Below are 18,247 nucleotides of genomic sequence, written 5' to 3'. Positions count from 1 at the left end.
TTTACCTAATACGCGAAAGTGAGGTGCTTCTTATTTATGTATGGAAAGCTGCACAGCGCCTGCCTGCACGGCATCGACGGCGTCGTTATTCAGGTGGAAGTCGATCTGGCCAACGGACTTCCGCAAACCAGCATTATCGGACTTCCGGATTCCTCCATCCGTGAATCGGTGGAACGAGTCCGGGCCGCGATCAAAAACTGCGGGTTCGAATATCCTTTGAAGCGGATCACGATTAATCTCGCTCCGGCTGATCTTCGTAAAGAAGGCTCCTCCTTTGACCTGGCTGTTGCCCTCGGCATATTAATCACTAGTGAACAGCTGGAGTTCAAGGATGCCGCCTCGCTCTTAATCATCGGCGAGCTGGCGCTAGACGGAGCGCTTAGACCCGTAACCGGCGTGCTGCCGATGGTAGAGCAGGCGAAGCGGGACGGCTTCCGCGGCGTTCTCTTACCGATGGAGAACGTGCAAGAAGCCTCCTTAATCGGCGGCATCGAGGTGTACGGCTTGCCGCATTTGAAGGAGCTCGCCGGGGATGATGGGCCAATGCGGTCAAACCCTTCCCGCGCCTCGAAGCTCCCGAGCGCAGCCGTTTCGCTCTCGCGGCTCCGGTATACCGGGCGTTTAGAACACTCGAACGAGGCGGCTGACCGGAGCCGGGAGGAGCCGCTGGAGGATTACAAGGATGTGCTCGGCCACCAGCATATCAAGCGGGCGCTCACCATCGCGGCGGCAGGCATGCATAATATTATGCTGATCGGGCCGCCCGGCACCGGAAAGACGATGCTCATGAAGCGTCTGCCAACCATCCTTCCTCCGCTAGCGGAGGAGGAAGCCCTGACGACTACGAAAATTTTCAGCGCTGCCGGTAAGCTGAAGAAGACTGAGGGCCTCATGACGAAGCGACCGTTTCGCTCTCCCCATCATACGATATCCGCCGCCGGGCTTATCGGAGGCGGAACGATCCCAAAGCCCGGCGAGGTCAGTCTTGCCCACAAAGGCATTCTGTTCCTCGATGAGCTGCCCGAGTTCTCCCGGCATGTGCTGGAGGTTCTCCGCCAGCCGCTCGAGGATCGGGAGGTGACGATCAGCCGGGCGCGGGCCGTATTTACCTTTCCCGCGCATTTTATGCTCGCTTGCTCGATGAATCCGTGTCCGTGCGGCTATTACGGCAGCGACCATCCGGCACAGCAATGCACCTGCAGCGTGGCGAGGATCGCCCAATACCGCGCGCGGATATCCGGCCCCTTAATGGACCGGATCGATCTGCAGGTTGACGTGCCAAGGCCCAAAGAATGGCCGGGAAGCACGCCGCCGCTGTCCTCGAAGGCGATGCGCGACCAGGTTTATGCCGCCCAGACCATTCAGCTGGAGCGATACCGCCGCCTTCCGATCCGCTGGAACAGCGAATTGTTCGGCAGCTATTTAAGAACCCACGCTGCACTCGATAAAGCTTCAGCGGAGCTTCTCCAAGTAACGCTCGATTCCCTGGGGCTCAGCATGCGGGCATATGACCGGATATTGAAGCTGGCACGGACGATTGCGGATCTGGAGGCTTCCGCCGACATCCAGAGCCGCCATGTTGCCGAAGCCATTCAATACCGCCAGCTGGATCGGCAGTACATCGTTACGGAGGAGCCGGGCTGAGGGTGTATGACAACCAATTAAAGCCCTGCCCAATGACCTGGATGGTGGTTGATTCTGATGAATTGTTCTAACAATCAGAAATTTCAATAGAGTATGGCCTCAAACGGGTAAGTTCCGAAGGAGTCTCTATAAATCGTATAGGTTCAAAAGCATGTATGTTGGCGATACTTTAACTTCATATACATATAGAACTCTCATGGCCCAATGCACTTTGGAGCTAGTTTATATTTGGAGGAATTATGAAGAACAAACGGTCAATCATGTTAATCCTATTCTTTTTAGTTCTGGTTGGATGCTCTTCTTCCGCGGGAAGTTTCCCGTCGAATAACATGATCAAAATAAAAAAAGAGGTATACATTGCAAGCAATGACAAAATTCCTAAGGATGAATTAGCGGATCAAATAGGCGAGATAGAAGTATCCTCTACAGATGTAAGCGATCATGATGATGATCATATAATAAGCTCCAACTCCTATGAAGCAGGAACTAAACTATACAAAATTAAAGATAAGAACCATATGGATATGATTGCTGTAGAAGAGTCCGAAGAACAATATGTGATCGCTTATCATACCAAGTATAAAAAGAGTAAGTAAAAGAAAAAATGCCCCTCTTAAGGATAAATTCCTTTGTGGGGCATTGTTCACTCTCTTTGTGCCAATTGATCCTTGTCGAGTCAAGGAGATCCTACTGACAATGTATTCTATTATAGCATTATCGGACTTCCAGACTCCTCCATTGTGAATCGTTGGAACAAGATCGGACTGCGATCAAAAACTGATGGGTCGGAGTATCCCTTGAGTTAATCACGATTAATCTCGCTCCGGCAGATCTTCGCAAGGAGGGCCCCCTCCTCTGAACAGGCCGTCGCCCTCGCAAAGGGCTGCCAAAAATATTCCGAATATCAAGGTGTGAGTTGAACTACATGTGGAAAGTGAAGCAATATCAATACCATTAGCGAAGATTAGTCGTACTTATGAGAGAATTCTCAATCCCCTAGTTAGTTGAAGAACATAGTAAGACCCTGCGAATGTTAAAGTGCAGGGTCTTAACTCTTTCAACTTTTTTATTTACATTTTAATCAGTTTCTGTATCCATTTAATCGTAATTTCATCTTTGACTTCTCTACTTAAATCGGAAGGAAATTGCAAATATTGCTCGTCCTCAGGCATTTTATGCAGCTGACTATGCACGATAGGATCAGCATTACTGTCAGCAGAATAATATTGAGGAAAGCGGTAATCTTGTCCATCTAGTGATCGATAAACATAAAAATTAAACTCGATCCCATCCACTACGCAAAATGCATGGCCTTGAATTCGAGGGTCACACCATACATGAGTCCCTTTTAGCTTTTTCAATGATAGTAAAAAGCCGTCCTTCTGGGCTTCCGTAATATGAAAATCATCCAAATAATACTTTGATGAAATGCGATCAAAGTTCGTATCAATTATCTGGTAGTTTAGAATCACTTCTGCCCCTTTATGAAGAACGGGGTTAAAATAATCCTTCTGGATCCCGCCCTTATATTTTGATAATCGGCTCTTTACCAAGTAATCGATATTACTATGGTCTAAATTACGACCAAACGTTAATAAAAATCGTCGTTTTTCCAATTTTACTCTGACCCCCACTTTGAAGTGAATTATGGTATAAATCAATATTTCCTTTATGGTCGTCCCAACTATCTTTTGTATGATAGTGTCATCGAGTATGAATTCTAGATTGGGAAGTGAAAACATCTAGCCTCAAACTTTCCCTGTCAACCGCCTCAGCTACCTGAGACCGAGTTGTCCGAATATTCTCCCGCAGTTTCCCGATCACTTGTCTTATTTCTTGAGGATTCTGCACGAAACGATTTACCCCATTGATGGTAAAAATCGTTTGGAGTAGTATGAAGCTATGAGTACACCTAATATAACCAAATTTTATATCCCCACGCCTCGGCCGCATGCGGTTTTCCGGCGGCGATTGACCGAGAGGCTCAGCAAGGGGTGTTACCGCAAGTTAACCTTGATCTCCGCACCCGCGGGCTATGGCAAAACGACGTTAGTCAGCGAATGGCTCAACAGCTGCGGGCGGGCGGCCGCATGGATATCGCTCGAAGAAGGGGACAGCGAACTTACACGCTTTTTGACCTGTTGGATTACTTCATTACAGACACTTAAGGAGAATATAGGGGAAGGCATACTTGCTGTGCTTCAAACTCCCCAACCGCCGCCGACCGAGTGGATCCTGACCGCTCTCCTTCATGAAATCTCTGCGATTTCATCTCCGTTCATCCTTGTTCTAGACGATTATCACGCAGTGAAATCGGAAACGGTCGATGCTGCTTTGCTCTTCATGCTGAACCATTTTCCCTCACAAATGCATCTTGTCATAACCACCCGCGAAGACCCAAACATCCCGCTGGCTCGATTTCGGGTTCGGGACCAATTGAACGAGCTGCGTGCAGCCGATTTAAGATTTACGTTCTCCGAATCCGAGGATTTTTTGAACAATGGCATGAGCCTTGAATTATCCGGGGATCAAATAGCCTCATTGGAATCGCGTACCGAAGGCTGGATAGCCGGTCTGCATCTGGCAGCGCTCTCCATCCAGGGAGATCGTGACGCCGTTCAGCTCATTCCGTCTTTTAACGGCCGCCATCATTTCGTCCTCGATTATCTGGTAGAAGAAGTCCTGGATCGGCAGCCGATGGCCGTTCAAGCCTTTTTGCTGCGCACATCCATCCTCGAGCGGCTCTGCGGGTCTTTATGTGACGATGTCATGTTCGATGAGTCGGTTTCCAGTAATGAAACATTATTGGAGCTTGAGCGCAAGAATCTGTTCGTCGTGCCGTTGGATCATGAACGACGATGGTATCGCTATCATCATTTGTTTGCCGATTTACTCCGCAAAAGGCTGCAGGAAAGTCTTGAGGAGAGCCATATTGCGGAATTGCATAGACGAGCGAGTGCCTGGTACGAACACAATGGCTACGAAATCGAAGCATTCCGCCACGCCGTGGAATCCAACGACATGGATCGCGCCGCATTGCTGCTCGAAGGCAATGGAATGCCGCTGCATCTTCGCGGGGCTGCGAGCATTTCCTTGAACTGGCTGGCGTCATTGCCTGCTGCCGAATTGAACGCCAGACCTGCATTGTGGGTGATGTATGGTTCAGCGTTGCTGATCACGGGCAAGCTGACAGGCGTTGAGCACAAGCTGGCTGCAGCAGAGGCGGCTTTGGCAGGTGCCGAAGAAGACGTCCGTGTCAGGGATCTGATCGGAGTGATTGCCGCCACTCGAGCGACATTGGCATCATTGGTGTTGGCCGGCAGCCCTTCCGATGAGGTCAACAAATTAAGGAAAGCCGAAACGGCGATGCAAATTACACGGCCAGACGATAAGACGAATGATCTTGTCGAGCTGATTGCACCCGCAAGGGATGCCGGGGTAAGTGAACATCAAGAAATCGACCATGCAATCGACCAAGTAATTGTTCAGGCACGCCGTGCACTCTCTTATCTGCGACCGGATAATCTTCCCGTGCGGACGGCAGCCGCTTGGATGCTGGGCGTCGCCAGCCAGCGGCGCGGAGTTTATTCCGACGCTCGTGACGCCTATAACGAAGTCATATCGAACAGCCGAATGATGGGGCATCAGCTGATGGCAGTAATCGCCATCACGGGACTAGGGCAAATCGAGGAAGCTGAACATCGAACCCGCACAGCGGCGGAATATTACGAAGAGGCTCTGCGATTGGGCGGAGATTTGCCACTTCCGGCTCTTCGTGAAGCGCAGCGTGGACTAGCACGAATGCGCAAAAATGCAGTGACGAGCAGCCTCATTGAGCCGCTCAGTCAGCGGGAGCTCGAAGTGCTTGGGCTCATTGCAAAGGGGCTTTCAAACAAGGAAATCGGCGAGAAACTCTTTTTGGCCTTGGACACGGTCAAAGGGCATAATCGCAGGATTTTTGAAAAACTCCAGGTGCAAAGACGAACGGAAGCAATCGCGCGAGCCGCTGAATTGAATCTGCTCCCGAACCACCGAGAACCACACTAAAGTGTCTACAGGCACCACTCCTCTTGGAGCTATACTGCATATAAAATGAGCCAAGGGGAGATCAACATGAAAAGAATGGCAAAGGTTGCAGGGGCTTTGTTTCTAGTATCGACGTGTGCTTACATGATCGGGAGCGGAATTTTGGATCCTGTGCTGCATCGCCCGGATTTTCTTACGCATCTGTATTCCGACCGAATAAATGTGGTCATGGGCTCGTTGTTGGAATTGATCAACGCCGTAGCGGTTATGGGGATTGCCATGCTTCTGTACCCCATTTTAAAGAAGCATAACGAACCGTTTGCGCTCGGATACTTCGGATCCCGAATCGTTGAGTCTGTGCTGCTGATCATAAGTACAGTCGCTCCGTTTATACTTATTGCACTGAGTCATCATTCCATTTCGGCAGGTACGTCCATGCATCCTTACTTTGAAACGATAGGCAATGTATTGCTAGAAGCGCATTCTATGCTCTTTCAAATAGCCATGATCGTACTGAGCTTGGGCAGCTTGCTGCTTTGTCATGTCCTCTATCGATCGAGGCTGGTGCCGCGGTTTTTGTCAGTCATCGGTTTCATCGGGTATGCCGCCTTGTTGGCCAGCAGCTGTCTGGCGATCATCGGTCAAGACATCGGACCCGTTCTGTACGTTCCAGGGGCCATATTTGAAATCGTTTTTCCCATTTGGATCATGATTAAAGGATTTCGTCTTCATGCGGCGCATTAGTAATGAAGGGGATTGCGAAGAAAAAGAACATGGAGCTCGAATAGGATTTTGACTCAGAGACGAGTGCTTTGAACAAACAAGCAAGGATCGAAATCCCGCTCATCTAGAGTCGTGGACCCCGCCGGTGAAGATTCAACTCCGTAAACATGACAAAGAAGTCATGCTTGGAATAAAGCCCCCTGCACTACCGGGAGGTTTTGCAGGGCCTTACTCATCTACTATTTACTTCATGCTAATCAGTACGTTAATCCATCTGATCGTTATTTCATCCTTGACCTCGCGACTCCAATCGGAAGGAAACTGCAAATATTGTTCTTCTTCAGGCATTTTATGCAGTTGACGATGCACAATAGGATCAGCATTTTCATCATCACTGTAATATTGGGGAAACCGGTATTCTTGTCCTTCCAGTGATCGATAGACATAAAAACTGTACTCGATTTCGTCCACTACACAAAAGGCATGGCCTTGTACTCTCGGATCGCACCAGACATGGGTCCCCTTTAGCTTTTTCAAAGTAAGCAGGAACCCGTTCTTCTGCGCTTCCGTAACATGATAGTCATCCAAATAATATTTAGATGAGATTCGGTCAAAGTTCGTATCGATGATCTGGTAGTTGAGAATCACGTCGGCCCCCTTATGAAGAATGGGGTTAAAATAATCCTTCTGGATCCCGCCCTTATACTTGGATAATCGGCTCTTTACCAAGTAGTCGATATTACTGTGATCCAAATTCCGGCCAAAGGTTAAAAGAAATCGTCGCTTTTCCACTTTTACTCCAATCCCCATTTTTGGAATCAAATTATACAACCTATCATTTTTACCCACTTTGTGATTACGGCTTTAAGTATAACAGGACCAATCATCTAAACAATAGGTCAAATTGCAGGTGAAAGGTCGCTTTGGATTCACATTAACGATAGCGGGAGCATGAAAAAGGTCCATTCCATTTGCAGCTTTCACCCTAAAAAAGGGCAATGGCTGAGCCGCATATCGGATCATTCCTATGCTCTCCATGCTCTCCGAGGCTTCTCCAGGAAAACGCTGATCCATTCCAGAGGTTGAAGGCTGTTGGATACAGTACGTAGATTTGAGCAAGCCAAAAAGGTGATCGGGTTTCCCCACCCACCACCTTCTCTTTCATTATCTCGTTCGGCCACGGTCCCTTAAAACGCATCCGGAATATGCTCCAGCGCATCTACCGTCATATCGTCGCGAAGCAGGATCGAAATGACATCAAAACGAACCGGGGAGTCATGCAGCCTTTTGGAATGGACATACTGCTGCGCGGTATTTCGAACCTGCACAATTTTACGGGCATTCACGGACTCGGACGGCATTCCAAAGCCCGGCGCTCCACTTCGGCTGCGCACTTCAATAAAGATAAGCGCACCTTTCCATTCGGCAACGATATCCAGTTCGCCGAATCGGCATCGCCAATTCCGGTCCAGCACCCGATAGCCCTTCTCCTGCAGCCAGATGGCCGCGGCTTCCTCGGCGGCTGCTCCCTTTTGCCTTCGGTTGTCCTTTCCCGCCTGCGGCATTATGGCATTCCCCCTTCCCCGGCTTGTCGATCCGCCCGATATATATAGGTCAGCACTTCTGCCACCAGTTGATACAGCTCCGGCGGAATCTGTTGATCCAAATCCAGCTTCGACAAAATTTCAACCAACGCCGCGTCTTCCTGTACCGGCACGCCATGCTCTTTTGCCTTCTCAAGGATCGATTCTGCCAGCTTGCCCTGTCCTTTGGCTACGACAACCGGCGCATCGCTCTCTCCGGGCGTATATTTAAGGGCGACGGCTTTCTTTCTTGCCGTGATAAGCCCATTTTGCTGCTCGTTCATATCCGCATGTCCACCCCTTTATAGGTCTGCGGCATATAATCCGCAGCGGTGCCCTGCACCGCCTGTTCGCCGATCTGCTGCGGTCCTTCCGGCATCGGCTCGGTCTTGACGCTCAGCAGCTGATAGCCGATCGAAGCGATGCCCGAGGCAAGCTCCTGCCTCATGGCCTGGAACAGCTCTGCGGTCCATTCCTGATTATTCCGGAAGCTCAAGCTGACGATCCGGTCAACAACCTGCACATCGATCAAGGTATGACCCAGATGCTTCATATCCAGATCAAACAGCAGCCGGCAGTTGGTTGCATCCAGTTCTCCTTTGCGCCCCCTGCGCGACTGGATATGGACGGATGCGGTCTGCTCGCCTCCCGGCCCGTGCAGGGGAATGAACATCGTGACTTGCGCAAACGGAGCCGTCCTGTCCGTATTCAGCAGAAGCTGCTGCCCCGTCAAATGCTGTACGATTTGTTGGGCCGCTTCTTTGAGTGCAGGCGGGGCATCCGGACTAGCGATCACCTGCAGCAGCACCCCTTTCAGCGAATCCTGCAGAGCCGCTGGCGATTCGCCGGCCGCTCCGGCTGCAGCGATCCCGGATGCGGGCGGCTGCAGCTGCGGAGATGCCTGTACCCTATTAGAGGCCGGCCCCTGACCGTTCACGCCTGGCGCCGGGGCTTGCGATGCGGCCGGGTGGCTTGCAGGGGCCAAGCCGACGCCGCCGCTGTCCGGCCGGGCTGCCGAGGGCGATGCTGCCGCGCTAGCAGCAGCAGGTGCCTGCCCGCCTGGAGCAGCGGCAGCAAGCCCCCCGGTGCCGGGGGCTTGCCCGGCCACGGCGCCTGCGGGGGCTTGCCCGGCCACGGCGCCGGCGGCAGGGCCGGCCGCCCCGGCGGACCCGCCTGCGGCCGGGCCGCCGCTTCCGGGCAGCGCTGCCGCCTGCTGCCCGCCGGGCTGCGCGGCGCTCGCTGCGCGCGCCGCCTCTCCCGCGGGGCTGCTGCCTGCCCCGCGCAGGGCCTGCTGCTCGTGCTCCGCACCGAGCAGCTTCAACAGCCGCCCCACCCATGGCTCCGCGCCAGGGGTGGGCGGCTTTGGCGAAGGGCCTGAGGCCCCTTCGCCCGGCGCTGCCGCCGTTGCCGCAGGCGCGGCGGCATGGCCTGCGGCCGGCGCGGCTGCGGGCTGCGCCGCGTGAGCCGGCAGCTGCGCAAGCTCGCCGCGCAGCTGGTGCAGCAGGCTCTGCAGCTTCGTCAGCAGAGCCTGCGGGCCGGCAGCCTGCGCTTGCCCGGCTGGCACTCCGCTGCCCGCCGCTGCACTGCCCTGGGCGGCCCCGGCTTGCGCGCTCGGCGCTGGTTCCGGCCCTTGGGTATGGCTTGGCATTGCTGCAGGTGGAGCCGCCAGAGAGCTGCTTCCTGCTCCGGCCGGCCCTCCGGCTGCGGTCCCCCCCTGCAGCGCATGCGCAAGCTCCCCTTCGAGGCTTTGCAGCAGCTGATGCAGCTGCGGGCCGAACACCGCCTGATGCAGTCCTCTCACACTCTCCGCGGTAACCGGCAGCCCGCGGTGGAACGCAATTGCCGCCGATTCCGCCCATTCCGCGGCGGGCACTTGGGGAGGCTTAGCCATCATGGCTTCTTTAAACGAAGCGATATGCTCCTTGGTCAATGGGACTCCCGCTTGCTGCATGCTGCGGATCATTTCCCGGTTCTCTTTCGTATCCGGGAGTCCGGCGAATTCCAATACCTCCGACATAGACGATGGCGACAACGGCTGGCCGGGCATTTGAGATAACGGTTTAAGAACCGCGGTTCCCCCTTCACCCGGCGGCTGGACCTGAAGCAGCGCCGTTTCGCCGGCACGCAGCGGAGTCTCCAGCTTGGCCTTCACCTGCACCCCTTGAATTTGTACGACGGCTTCCTGCCCGTCTTCCGATACATTCATTACAACTCCGCGAACGACCTGACCCGGTTTCAGCTCCAGCGCCTTGACGTCTCCCGGCTTCTGCTCTCCCAGCAGCCCGCGTATCAACGATCCGATGTTCACGATGGTTCCTCCAAACGTTCCTTTTCCTATTTATATCGGCAGCAGCCCGCCTTTTGACAAGGGCGGGCTGCTAGCGGGATAAAGTTAGAACAGCGATAATTGCTCGATCTCCATATTTTTCAGAAAGCTTCTTCGGTGCATCGGCGTAGGTCCGTGCAGCTGCAGCTGCTCCCGGTGCGTCTTCGTGGCATAACCTTTATGTACGGCAATCCCGTATCCGGGGTACTGTGCCTCCCATTCCCCTTCGCATAACCGATCGCGGGTCACCTTGGCGATGATCGAAGCCGCCGCAATCGACTGGCTGTTCGCATCTCCCTTGATGATCGCCTGCTGCGGGATATCGCAATCGACCCGTTCGGCATCGACAAGCAGGAACTCGGGAGTGACAACAAGCTGATCCAAGGCCATTTTCATCGCGAGCCGGGCGGCCTGCTTAATATTAATACGATCGATCGTCTCGGCATCCACTCTCCCGATGCCTACGGCCAGCGCCTGGTCCATGATCTGTTCATAGAGGGCATCCCGCTTCTTCGCGCTCAGCTTCTTAGAATCATTGATCCCCTCAATCACAAGACCCTCCGGCAAAATAACGGCAGCAGCGACAACATCTCCGAACAAACAGCCGCGCCCGACCTCATCAACACCTGCAATATGTAAATAACGGGGCCAATACTCCCGCTCGTACATCAATAAATCTGTCATTTGCGATAGCTCCTTAGTACTCCTATACAAAGCATGATGGCTTCACTCTAACTTGAGGATTATTTTCTCGCTTTCTAGCAGTTTCGTACGAGATCGATCTCCCCTTTTACTAGAGTATCACATCCCTAGGCCAGCGTCATCCCATCCGATTGGATCGATCACCTTGGTTTGACTGGTTTTACCATCCTTCCATCTTGACATATCTTCTGATCGTGTCATGATTCAGGCAATGAAGGATAGGAACGATGTATTCATATATTTTTTTGCAAGTACGTGGCTTTTTGGTTCTCTTCGGTGTCTAATTCATTGTAAATCAAGAGGAGGTTCTATAAAATGTCAGGAGCTCAGGACACCAAGTCTGTTTATCCGGATAAGCAGGCTAGCATTACAAGCTTTGAAAGCACGTATAAGCTGTATCGTCAAAGAATCCGCACCTACTTTTCGGTGAAATTGAACCCCATGGCCGCGGATGATTTGACGCAGCAGGTCTTTTTGAAGGCTGTCGAAAATTTTCACAACTTTAGAGCCGGCTCTAATGTATTCACATGGATCTTCAAGATTGCCCAGAATACGTTAAAAAACGAATATCGGAGACTGTCGCGCAAAAAAGAAGCTCCATTCGATTTTACGGCTTTCGAATCACAATCGATCTCCCTTGAATTTACGAAATATGTTGATTTTCGGATTGATATTGGAGCCGCGCTTAAAGCATGTAATGAGCTCGACCAAGAAATCATTGCATTACGCTTTTTTGTGGACTGCACGCTGCCTGAAATCGCCAAGATCGTTGGCATGCGTGAAAGCGCGGTGAAGAACAGATTGTACCGCTCTCTGGAAAAACTAAGGAAAGAACTGAAAGAATGGGGGGACATCACCATCATGTCGATTCAAGATTTTATTTCCATTGTCAATAAGGGTGACGGCGAGGGGACGCACCAGCGTCTGAATAAGGTGCATCATGACTTGTTCGTTGAACTCGGGAACCATGTTGAACGAGTCTCGTCGAAATACCATCACGATCCATTGCGAAAAGTAATCATTGAAATATACCCCGATCTGCCAACCTTCCATCGGGCAGTAGGAGAAGCCGATGCGCCGAATTGGTTTATGGGCACTTATGAGGGGAATATTCTTAAAATCGTATCTCCGTTGAACCCGGGACCCAAGCATACGTATCAATCTATCTTGAAAAGTACCGTCCACTTGTTCACCATGTGGTTAATCAGTGAAATCAATCCCTCGGTTCCTAAATGGATACGGCAGGGGATCGGCGGGTATGAAGCCAAACAGATGACTGAAGACTTTATCAAAGGCTCGACAGAAGATGCGATCCGCAATCTGGAGATCCCTTCTTTTGATGAATTGAATAACGATACCTGGGACTTCGAAACGATGAAAGGATTTCAGTTCTCCTATAGGTTCGTGGAATTTGTGATTGAGCAATATGGAATCGATACGTTAAACGAAGTGATCCGTAATCCTCATGATTTTAACCGGATCTTCCAATGCTCCGAGCTTGAATTGCATCAGAGGATGGTTGATTATTTAAAAAGATAAACGGTATTCGAACACAAAAAGCCCGGCAATGTACCGGGCTTTTTGCTCTTCGATTCTCGAAACGGGGCATCCATTTCCCCTTGACCGTTTGCCGATCGTTGAACTTCTAACTGTTGCTTCTACTCGACTCCAGTCGGTATATAGCCGGTCTGAAATACTTCCCTACTTTTTCAAGCTCGTTCATTACGTATTTGATTTTTTCTTCATCTTGATGCCAGTTGTCTTTAGAAGTCCCCGTCTTGTCGATCACTGGGCTTACATAAAAAACCGTCTCGCTTGGAAATACAAATTGATAAGTTAAAAGCGCTCTTCGAGCATGGTAGTTTTTACAGACCAGTACTACCTTCCTGGGATGAATGCCATGTTGCTGCAATACTTCCAGTGACAAGCGCGCATTTTCAAAGGTGTTCGCTGCTTTATCTTCCTTCAGGATGGATTCTGGAGGAACGCCTAGTGAAACTCCAACATTTCTCAGAAACTCCCATTCCGTTGTTTCGACATGCGGCGTGGAGCCGCCAGAAGGCAGGATACATGGAGCGATGCCCTGATGAAATAACATTGCAGCCCTTTCCATAAGTTGAGGATGGCTGGCACCTGGTATTAAAATAACATCGGATTGGTCCACCTCTGATTCAAAAAACATGAAGTCGCTAATACAGTCGAATGGAAATGGCATCATAGCCCCTCCTGTCATTGGCTGCGTATTTTCCCCGTTTAGATTAACTAGTAAACGTTCGAAACGGCCCTGATTTATATTCGTTCCTTACAGGATACCGAAGGGAGTAAACGAACATGTTTTTCTTATTCGACATGGCGTCCTCATGTTCCTTGCTATTTGAGTTACGGCGTCTCCAGCCTCCACGCTTGCCTGCGCTGCCCCGCCGGTTCGCCAAGCTGGAGCTTCGTGCCGTCTTCCGACACTTCCAGCGCTTGCCCGTTATGGAGAGAAACAATGGCCACGGTTCCGTCCTGATTGGGTTCAAGCCTCCAGCGCTGGTTGTTGAATCCGAGGTAGCTGTAAAGTTGAAGCCGATTTTGGCCCGTGTCCAAATCCAGCGCCTTCCCTTCGAGCGTTCGAATCGAATAGGTCCCGCTCCCTGCCGGAACGAGCATCCACTGCTGATGCTCCGATCCGTCAGGGGCTTGCACCGTAACCGGCTCCCCGTTCTGGGAACGATCCGCATGCAGCGCTTTGGGCATGGCGGCATTTTCAATCTTGGTCACTTCAAGCTCGGCATTCGACATATGGCTGGCATAGAGATGCTGGAAAGCCGCTTGGCCGCCGAACACGTGCACGCCGAAGCGGCCTTCAGCAAATGTGCCGTCCTCCAAGTCCGCGAGCTCCTGGCCATCCACCTCTACCCGGATATGCGGTCCGTTCGCCTCGACTTTAATCCGATACGTTCTTCCCGACTGAAGAAACGACGCCTTTCTTGCGAGCACCTGGCGCTCCTCGAACCTCCCCTCCACCTTGTAAAACAGCCGGATCGCCTTGAGATTCGGATCGAGATTCACATAATATCCGCTGCGACCGTCCCTACTGGCACGGAATAGAAGGGATCCGGCACCCCCGCTGTCTCCAAGCCTTATTTCTCCCTCATACGTAAAATTGCCTGCGGATATGTCCGACATATATGCGGCATCGCCGATATGGCCGCCCCGGATGCCGTCCTTGGTCAGCACCCATCGGGATGCTGAGACGTCCGACTTCCAACCGGTAAGGTTCGTATGAAAGACACCGCTGGTCACATTCACGCGCGTGCCGGACGATACTTTTCCGTTCGGCGTCGAGGCGGTAATGAGAGCAGTTCCCTCTCCTTTCGCCACGATCACCGTGCTCGAATGTCCAGATGACGTTACCTCCGCAACCTTTGGATCGCTCGACGACCAAACGATCCCGTCTGCCCCTTTACCCTGTCCGTTATCAATGGAAGCAAAGAGCGGTTTGGTCTGTCCCAAGGATAGCTCAAGCGTCTCGGTATCCATAACGACCCGCGGCTCTTTCGCCTCATCCTCCCTCCAAATATGCTGCAATGCATGGACTTGAAGCGATACCACCTTCACCTTCCCGCCCTCACTGTAAAAGCTCATGCCTCTGCTGGCCGGATCCGGGAAGATGACATCGGAGAATACGACCCTGCCGTCATTGCCGAACACTTCTACCGAGGATTCATCCACCAATATTCGCAGCTTGATCCGGTTGCCTTCAGGCTTGAGCGGGGCTTCGTGCAGCGTAGAGAACAAGTCCGAGAAATCCGTCATGCCGGATGCGGAGCGGTCTACGAACATCTTGCTGCCGGCTGCGCGGTAACCGACAAGCGTCCTCTGCCCGTCACCTTCACGCAGCCGGAACCCAAATTCGGAGGCGGCTCCGGTTGGCGGCAGCTCCAGCTCCGCCTCGATTTCATAAGCGCCTGATGTGATCCCTTTGAGCAGATTTTCGCCGGAAGTCCCCACCTCGCGGTTGGTGATGTGCAGAACGGGGCTTCGGAGCTGAGCGAGCTCTTCAATCGGAGTCTGATGCATCCGGATTCCCTCCTCCGTCTCCTTAAGCGACACTTGTCTCGGAATGCTCAGCTGCCCCTTCCACCCCGTTGTCGGAAAGCTGAACGGATAATCCCAATTGGTCATCCAGGCCAGCATGATTCTTCGCCCGTCCGGCATATCGGAGAAAGACATCGATGCATAGTATTCTTTGCCCCAATCCGTCTTCAGGACAGTGCCTGCCGGATTGTCGTTAATGAATTTGCCTTCGGGCGTCAAGTCACCGATGAAATATTCGGCATCGGAGCCCTGCGTGTTCGGATTGGCACCGGTGCTGATCATCAGCACCCATTTGCGCTTTTTGCTCCCTTCGACCGGAAGCTGAAACAGGTCCGGACATTCCCATACGCCTCCGCGGATGTAAGCTCCGTATCCGAATTGATCGGTCAAGGTCCAATTCAGCAGATTGGTAGAGGTGAACAACCGGATATGGTCGCCGCCCGATACAACCATCACCCAGCGATTATTGGCCTCATCCCGGACGACCTTCGGATCGCGGAAATCCCATCCGCCCGGATCCTCGCCGGTCTTCCCCGGATTTTCAATGACAACGGGATGCTCTTCCGAGTACTTCCAAGTCCGCCCGCGGTCGGTGCTGTACGCAAGACCGATTTTTTGATTGCCGTTATGCCGGTCCGGATTGTAGGAGGTATAGTAGGCGATCAGTCCTTTGCCTCCGGAGCTTCCGAACAAACCCGAAGCGTTCGTTGTATCGGCAACCGCGGAGCCGGACCAGACATGACCGAGATCATTCCATGGCAGGGCAATCGGCAGCCGTTTCCAATGAATCAGATCCCGGCTGACAGCATGCGCCCACTGTCCGCCGTCCTGGTGAAAGAGATGATACTCCCCTTCAAAATATACCAGTCCGTTCGGATCGCTTGCCGAGCCCCGAATCGGACTGTAATGATACTGCGGCCGATACTTCTCGGTATAGTAGCTGGCATAGGGCGTTATATAAACGTCTTGAAAATAAGCGATTCCGGAGCTGGCCATAACACCGTGATATCCGCTAGGGAAGGCCGTATCGACCATGTCGATCGCAGCCGGCTCATAACCGTCTACGAATATTTGAATCCGTTCCCCGATCGCTTTTACTTCCAGATGATGCCGGCTTTCCCGTTGACTCGGATAAGTCACACGGGATTCGTGAAGGATCGTCCCGTCGGCCTTTTTTAAATAGACCCTTACCCGCTCCCCCTCTCCCTGAAGAACAGCGGCATACCCTTCCGTTCCCTGCGCATTGCTTCTGAATAATAAGCCGGCCGAGCCTTGCCCGTTCAGGATCAGATCGCCTTCAAGCACAACATCCGCCTCATGGTTCCGGAATACTTTCTTGGCTTCCAGCCCGTCCTCTCCCGTGCCTTTGAGCCCCTTCAAATCCGGCTGCCATAATCCTTGGGAGGAGATGGGCTCCAACGTATTGCCAGACATATCGCTGACCCGGATGTTTTGAAACAGCGCTGAACCGTTCCAGACGTGCAGCCCGAGGCGGCCCGTCCGATGCGCAGCGGCTTCCGTATCAATGACCGGTTCATATTGCTGCCCCCAGTAAACCTGAAGCCGGGTTCCTTCCGCTTTGACTCTTAGATGGTATATGTCTCCCGGTTTCGCTTCGACCTTCCGTTCGACATTAAGGACACCTTCCCCGCCGCTAGCATCCTTCAGGCGGATAACGCCGGCACCGAGAGCGAGCTGCAGCATGTACGAGCTCCACCCGTCTTCACCGGAGCGGAACAGAAGGGTGGCATCTGCCTGGGGATCCGTTACCATAACATCGGCCTCATAAATAAAATCGTCGGCGACCGTTTCCGATATGGCCATCACATTCTCTTGCGGATCCGATGTTAGCCGAAGTCCCTCCCCTGTTACCTCCATCCGCCCTTTGCCATGCAGCTTCCATCCCGTTACATTCGAGTTGATTGCGCTTTCATTAATCATCGCGCTTTTCCCTTCTGCAGCTTCCGAAGCTGCGCTGTCCAGCTGGGTAACCAAACTGGCATGGGTATCCAAGCTCGAATTGGAAGCGCCGAACGATATTGCAGCGCTCGAAGCAGCCATCACGACAGCCAAGCTTAGAGACAGGATTAATTTTGCGAACCATTTCATCATACTCCCTCCAAATCCAACCTTGTATTTAAAACTTCCCTATTCGCAGCTGATGATCTTGCACTCCTTTTTCGTAATCTTCCCCGTCCCTATGACGAAAGCTGCCCTGCGGCTGCAGAGCAGCCATCGCATAAGAAATCGCTGCTAAACGGCGGAACGGCGGTCTTGAATCGCCTTTAATCCCAGTGCCAGCGCACCGTAAAGTCCGGCTTGAGAGCCCAAACCGGGTGGAATGATATATTCCTCGATCCGGTTCATAATTTCATCCGCCTGCACATAGCCGTTTAATATCCGTTGAACTTCGGAACGGACCAGCGGAAACAGATGGGCCTGCTGCATGACGCCGCCGCCCAGAATGATCTTCTCCGGGGAATGCGTCAAAATGATCCCTGCAACGGCCTGGGCGATATAGTAGGCTTCCATAGGCCAGGCCGGGTGGTCTGCCGGCAGCTGATCGCCTTTCACGCCCCAGCGCGCTTCGATCGCCGGGCCGGCAGCCATGCCCTCGAAGCAATCTCCGTGATAAGGACAAGCCCCTGCATATTGATCGTCAGGATGGCGTCTTATCAGGACATGGCCTCCTTCCGGATGAACCAGTCCATGGACGAGCCTGCCTTCGGCATATACGCCGACCCCTACGCCGGTACCGATCGTTATATAAACGCAGCTGCCCAGGCCTTTTGCCGCTCCCCACACCGTTTCGCCGTAGGCTGCCGCGTTCACGTCCGTATCCCAACCGTATGGCACATCATAATGTTTCTTCAGTTTCCCGAGCACGTCGCAATGTCCCCAGCCCTGCTTCGGCGTCGTTGTCACGAACCCGTATGTAGTGCTGCTGGGCTTCAAATCGATCGGGCCGAATGAGCCGATGCCGATCGCATCCACATTTTTTTCGCTGAAGTAGGAAATGACGCGGGACAGCGTAACATCCGGATGCTCTGTCGGAAAATGGACGACATCCTCCATGATCCCAAGCTCATTGCCAACGCCGCAGAGAAACTTGGTGCCTCCTGCCTCAATTGCTCCGATACGCATATCTTCATGCTCCTAA

General features: G+C 52.6%; 14 protein-coding genes. 5 read left to right on the top strand and 9 right to left on the bottom strand.

Translation table 11 applies throughout. The features are described from left to right. Nucleotides 1-36 precede the first annotated feature (36 nt). Together NSQ46_RS11090 and NSQ46_RS11085 are read left to right on the top strand one after the other, a co-directional pair. Nucleotides 37-1,644: a YifB family Mg chelatase-like AAA ATPase gene (locus NSQ46_RS11090; RefSeq protein WP_341342163.1), complete on the top strand. Its 1,608-nt coding sequence runs from the start codon at nucleotides 37-39 to the stop codon at nucleotides 1,642-1,644. 239 nt (nucleotides 1,645-1,883) lie between these two features. Next, nucleotides 1,884-2,240, top strand: a complete 357-nt coding sequence (locus NSQ46_RS11085; RefSeq protein WP_341032980.1) for a hypothetical protein — start codon at nucleotides 1,884-1,886, stop codon at nucleotides 2,238-2,240. A 474-nt stretch (nucleotides 2,241-2,714) separates the two neighbouring features. Here the strand turns inward: NSQ46_RS11085 and NSQ46_RS11080 are convergent, their stop codons facing one another. Beyond that, nucleotides 2,715-3,260, bottom strand: coding sequence for a hypothetical protein (locus NSQ46_RS11080; protein ID WP_341032978.1), 546 nt, complete (start codon nucleotides 3,258-3,260; stop codon nucleotides 2,715-2,717). A 286-nt stretch (nucleotides 3,261-3,546) separates the two neighbouring features. On the opposite strand from NSQ46_RS11080, the gene NSQ46_RS11075 reads away from it, so the two are divergent. Together NSQ46_RS11075 and NSQ46_RS11070 are read left to right on the top strand one after the other, a co-directional pair. Then, nucleotides 3,547-5,691: a LuxR C-terminal-related transcriptional regulator gene (locus tag NSQ46_RS11075; RefSeq protein ID WP_341342164.1), complete on the top strand. Its 2,145-nt coding sequence runs from the start codon at nucleotides 3,547-3,549 to the stop codon at nucleotides 5,689-5,691. Between the two features lie 66 nt (nucleotides 5,692-5,757). After that, on the top strand, nucleotides 5,758-6,414 hold the full coding sequence (locus NSQ46_RS11070) for a DUF4386 domain-containing protein (protein WP_341032976.1): 657 nt from the start codon (nucleotides 5,758-5,760) through the stop codon (nucleotides 6,412-6,414). Between the two features lie 222 nt (nucleotides 6,415-6,636). On the opposite strand, the gene NSQ46_RS11065 is transcribed toward NSQ46_RS11070, so the two are convergent. From NSQ46_RS11065 to NSQ46_RS11045, 5 genes are all read right to left on the bottom strand, one after another. Further along, a complete protein-coding gene (locus NSQ46_RS11065; RefSeq protein ID WP_341032975.1) occupies nucleotides 6,637-7,185 on the bottom strand; it encodes a hypothetical protein in 549 nt (182 codons plus the stop codon). Nucleotides 7,186-7,580: 395 nt separating this feature from the next. Further along, complete coding sequence (locus NSQ46_RS11060) at nucleotides 7,581-7,958, bottom strand: YraN family protein (RefSeq protein ID WP_213617083.1); 378 nt, start codon at nucleotides 7,956-7,958, stop codon at nucleotides 7,581-7,583. After that, nucleotides 7,958-8,260, bottom strand: a complete 303-nt coding sequence (locus NSQ46_RS11055; protein ID WP_213617085.1) for an EscU/YscU/HrcU family type III secretion system export apparatus switch protein — start codon at nucleotides 8,258-8,260, stop codon at nucleotides 7,958-7,960. The genes NSQ46_RS11060 and NSQ46_RS11055 overlap by 1 nt, the downstream gene beginning before the upstream one ends. Then, the gene (locus tag NSQ46_RS11050) at nucleotides 8,257-10,284 is read right to left on the bottom strand and encodes a hypothetical protein (protein ID WP_342576765.1); all 2,028 of its coding nucleotides are present in this window, start codon (nucleotides 10,282-10,284) and stop codon (nucleotides 8,257-8,259) included. Before NSQ46_RS11050 ends, NSQ46_RS11055 begins: the two co-directional genes overlap by 4 nt. Nucleotides 10,285-10,368: 84 nt before the next feature. Then, nucleotides 10,369-10,986, bottom strand: coding sequence for a ribonuclease HII (locus NSQ46_RS11045; RefSeq protein ID WP_144866178.1), 618 nt, complete (start codon nucleotides 10,984-10,986; stop codon nucleotides 10,369-10,371). A gap of 333 nt (nucleotides 10,987-11,319) precedes the next feature. On the opposite strand from NSQ46_RS11045, the gene NSQ46_RS11040 reads away from it, so the two are divergent. Continuing rightward, the gene (locus tag NSQ46_RS11040; protein ID WP_251537509.1) at nucleotides 11,320-12,543 is read left to right on the top strand and encodes an RNA polymerase sigma factor; all 1,224 of its coding nucleotides are present in this window, start codon (nucleotides 11,320-11,322) and stop codon (nucleotides 12,541-12,543) included. 106 nt (nucleotides 12,544-12,649) lie between these two features. Here the strand turns inward: NSQ46_RS11040 and NSQ46_RS11035 are convergent, their stop codons facing one another. The 3 genes from NSQ46_RS11035 to NSQ46_RS11025 all read right to left on the bottom strand — a co-directional run bounded on the left by NSQ46_RS11035 (nucleotide 12,650) and on the right by NSQ46_RS11025 (nucleotide 18,231). Then, the gene (locus tag NSQ46_RS11035) at nucleotides 12,650-13,219 is read right to left on the bottom strand and encodes a YdcF family protein (protein WP_342576986.1); all 570 of its coding nucleotides are present in this window, start codon (nucleotides 13,217-13,219) and stop codon (nucleotides 12,650-12,652) included. A 164-nt stretch (nucleotides 13,220-13,383) separates the two neighbouring features. Then, entirely contained in the window at nucleotides 13,384-17,196 is a 3,813-nt protein-coding gene (locus tag NSQ46_RS11030; RefSeq protein ID WP_213617089.1) for a GH32 C-terminal domain-containing protein, read from the bottom strand. 144 nt (nucleotides 17,197-17,340) lie between these two features. After that, nucleotides 17,341-18,231, bottom strand: a complete 891-nt coding sequence (locus NSQ46_RS11025) for an ROK family protein (RefSeq protein WP_007132087.1) — start codon at nucleotides 18,229-18,231, stop codon at nucleotides 17,341-17,343. Nucleotides 18,232-18,247: the final 16 nt, after the last annotated feature.

The sequence above is a fragment of the Paenibacillus sp. FSL M8-0142 genome (assembly GCF_038597315.1).
In the GTDB taxonomy this organism is placed as follows: Bacteria; Bacillota; Bacilli; order Paenibacillales; family Paenibacillaceae; genus Paenibacillus_AQ; species Paenibacillus_AQ lactis.
The sequence above is the reverse complement of the archived record's forward strand: the minus strand, read 5'-3'. Positions and strand labels throughout refer to the sequence as shown.

Bases quoted from the DNA above. Each gene is read 5' to 3' on its own strand.
- NSQ46_RS11090 (WP_341342163.1), top strand. From the start codon at position 37: ATGTATGGAAAGCTGCACAGCGCCTGCCTGCACGGCATCGACGGCGTC.
- NSQ46_RS11085 (WP_341032980.1), top strand. From the start codon at position 1,884: ATGAAGAACAAACGGTCAATCATGTTAATCCTATTCTTTTTAGTTCTG.
- NSQ46_RS11075 (WP_341342164.1), top strand. From the start codon at position 3,547: ATGAGTACACCTAATATAACCAAATTTTATATCCCCACGCCTCGGCCG.
- NSQ46_RS11070 (WP_341032976.1), top strand. From the start codon at position 5,758: ATGAAAAGAATGGCAAAGGTTGCAGGGGCTTTGTTTCTAGTATCGACG.
- NSQ46_RS11060 (WP_213617083.1), bottom strand. From the start codon at position 7,958: ATGCCGCAGGCGGGAAAGGACAACCGAAGGCAAAAGGGAGCAGCCGCC.
- NSQ46_RS11055 (WP_213617085.1), bottom strand. From the start codon at position 8,260: ATGAACGAGCAGCAAAATGGGCTTATCACGGCAAGAAAGAAAGCCGTC.
- NSQ46_RS11045 (WP_144866178.1), bottom strand. From the start codon at position 10,986: ATGACAGATTTATTGATGTACGAGCGGGAGTATTGGCCCCGTTATTTA.
- NSQ46_RS11040 (WP_251537509.1), top strand. From the start codon at position 11,320: ATGTCAGGAGCTCAGGACACCAAGTCTGTTTATCCGGATAAGCAGGCT.
- NSQ46_RS11035 (WP_342576986.1), bottom strand. From the start codon at position 13,219: ATGCCATTTCCATTCGACTGTATTAGCGACTTCATGTTTTTTGAATCA.
- NSQ46_RS11030 (WP_213617089.1), bottom strand. From the start codon at position 17,196: ATGAAATGGTTCGCAAAATTAATCCTGTCTCTAAGCTTGGCTGTCGTG.
- NSQ46_RS11025 (WP_007132087.1), bottom strand. From the start codon at position 18,231: ATGCGTATCGGAGCAATTGAGGCAGGAGGCACCAAGTTTCTCTGCGGC.